This window comes from Lysobacter xanthus (assembly GCF_047159895.1).
The window spans coordinates 1-2,554 of sequence record NZ_BAAGAB020000132.1 but is presented as its reverse complement, the minus strand read 5'-3'; the positions used below and the strand labels follow the sequence as shown (position 1 = coordinate 2,554).

Genomic DNA, 2,554 nt, shown 5'->3' with positions numbered 1-2,554 from the left:
CCCCATGCGAAGGCCATCGCGAGTGCGATGAGCACGATCGCCGCCGCGGGCCGCGCCCACAGGTCGACCACGCGCGGCGGCTCGGTGCCGACCACGATCGTCAGGCCCGTGCCCGGCAGGCGACGGAACGCATGCTCGCGGACGCGCCCGTCGCTGATGGTCTTCGACCGGTAACGTCCTTCGGTCTGGTCGCGATAGCGGGGCGAGAACAGGGGCGATGCGGTCATCGACTGCCCCGCCGCGCGGTCGCTGTCGAAGCTGCCCGCGACGAGGTGGCCGTCGTCCTGCACGAGGCTGACGAACTCGGTATCGCCGAGCCGGTAACCCTTGACGACTTCGCTCAACAGGCCCGCGTCGATGCGCGCCTGCACGAGCCGGTCGCCGATCCGGCGCGAGACCGGAAGCATCCAGCGGCCGCCCGCCTGGACCGGAACCCCCACGTGGAGCGGCGCGACCGCAGGCGCGTCGCCCTTGGCCGCGGGCCTCGCGGTGACGTCGGACATGGGCACGACGCCACCGGGCGCGGCTGCCGCACCCTCGAGCTGGCGGCCGACGAGGTAGAGCCGGTCGAGCGCCTGCCGCTGCACGGCGTCGGCGATCAGCCGGCTCCGCTGTTCCCGCGCGGCCTGGTACTCGTCGTATTCGGTCACGACGAGCACGGCGGCGATGACCGGCAGCAGCGCCACCAGGCCCCAGCCCATCGCGAGCAACGGCATCCGCCGGCGCGACGGTGGCGGTTCCACCGTGGCGCCCGGGCCCTGCGTGCTCGTCCGGCTGGAACTCATGCCACTCCATCGTCGACGGGGCGCGTCGTCCGCCGACCGGTCGGGATTCTCCCGGTCGTGCCCGCGCCCTCGGCTCGTTAACGGTCGCCGGGGGCCCGCCCTTGAGTCAGCCCGTCGTGACCGCCGTCGCGTCGGCCGTGGCGGCCGGGGCGTGGGCCGCGGCATGAACCCCGGCGACCGCCCGACCCGAAGGATCGGCCGCGGCGGCGAAGGCCGCGTCCCAGGCGAGCGCCGCCGGGGTGGAACAGGCGATCGACTTGCCGCCCGGCACCGTCCGCGCGCAGGCCTCGCCCGGGAACGCCGCTTCGAACAGCGTGCGGTAGAGGTAGGCCTCCTTGGTCCCGGGCGGGTTCACCGGGAACCGGAAGTGCGCGGTCTCGAGCGCGGCATCGGACACCTGCCGGTCGGCATGCGCCTTCAGCGAATCGATCCAGCCGTAACCGACGCCGTCGCTGAACTGCTCCTTCTGCCGCCACAGGATCGACTCCGGCAGCCAACCGCGGAACGCCTCGCGCAGGATCGCCTTCTCGATGCGCCCGTTGCCCGCCATCTTGGCCGTCGCATCCATCCGCATCGCCACGTCGAGGAATTCGGTATCGAGGAACGGCACGCGCGCCTCGACGCCCCAGGCCATCATCGACTTGTTCGCGCGCAGGCAGTCGAACTGGTGCAGGCCATCGAGCTTGCGCACGGTCTCCTCGTGGAATTCGCGTGCGTTCGGCGCCTTGTGGAAGTACAGGTAGCCGCCGAAGATCTCGTCGCTGCCCTCGCCGGACAGCACCATCTTGATGCCCATCGCGCGGATCCGCCGCGCCAGCAGGAACATCGGCGTGGACGCGCGGATCGTCGTGACGTCGTACGTCTCGATGTGCCGCACGACCTCGGGCAGCGCGTCGATGCCTTCCTCGATCGTGTACGTGAAACCGTGGTGCACGGTGCCGATCGCGTCGGCGGCGACCTGTGCGGCCGCGAGGTCCGGCGAGCCCTCCAGCCCGATCGCGAACGAATGCAGCCGCGGCCACCACGCCTCGCTGCGATCGTCGTCCTCCACGCGCCGACGCGCGTAGCGTGCGGCCACCGCGGCCACCAGCGACGAATCCAGCCCGCCCGACAGCAGCACGCCGTACGGCACGTCGCTCATCAGCTGGCGATGCACGGCCTGCTCGAACGCCTCGCGCAGGGCGTCGAGGGACACGCTACGGCCTTCGGTCGCCTCGAAATCGCGCCAGTCGCGCTCGTGGTAGCGGCGCAGTTCGCCCGTGGCGCTGTCGAACCAGTGCCCCGGCGGAAACGGGCCCACGTCCGGGCAGGTTCGCGCGATCGCCTTCATCTCCGACGCCGCCCAGACGCGGCCGTCGGCATCGTGGCCCCAGTACAGCGGACAGACGCCGATCGGGTCGCGCGCGATGACGAATCGCGCACGCGCCGCGTCCCACAGCGCGAAGGCGAAGATCCCGTTGAGCCGGTCGAGCCAGGCACCGATGTCGTCGCCCGCGGTCGAATAGAGCGCGCTGATCGGCTCGCAGTCCGAGCCCGTGGCGAAGGCATAGCCCGGCATCGAGGCCCGCAGCTCGCGGTGGTTGTAGATCTCGCCGTTGACGGCCAGTACGACACGGCCGTCGATGGACACGATCGGCTGGGCGCCGCCCACCGGGTCGACGATCGCGAGCCGCTCGTGCACCAGCAATGCTGCGGCTTCATGACGCGCGACGCCCGCGAGGTCGAGCGCAAGAAGGTCGGCCTGCACAAGGCCCGCCGCGCCACGCAGT

The 2,554-nt window shown here is 71.7% G+C and carries 2 protein-coding genes and 1 pseudogene; 1 reads left to right on the top strand and 2 read right to left on the bottom strand.

Going from position 1 to position 2,554, the window contains the following annotated elements:
• Together ACY35P_RS15365 and asnB are read right to left on the bottom strand one after the other, a co-directional pair.
• The coding region (locus ACY35P_RS15365) for a cache domain-containing protein (protein WP_462116706.1) at positions 1-785 on the bottom strand (785 nt) is incomplete at its 3' end.
• A gap of 106 nt (positions 786-891) precedes the next feature.
• Positions 892-2,484, bottom strand: a pseudogene (gene asnB / locus ACY35P_RS15360) (asparagine synthase B); the annotation flags it as partial.
• Between asnB and rpsI the strand changes: the two are divergent.
• Positions 2,485-2,554 (top strand): 30S ribosomal protein S9 (gene rpsI / locus ACY35P_RS15355; RefSeq protein ID WP_462116707.1); only part of this gene is annotated, 70 nt, incomplete at its 3' end.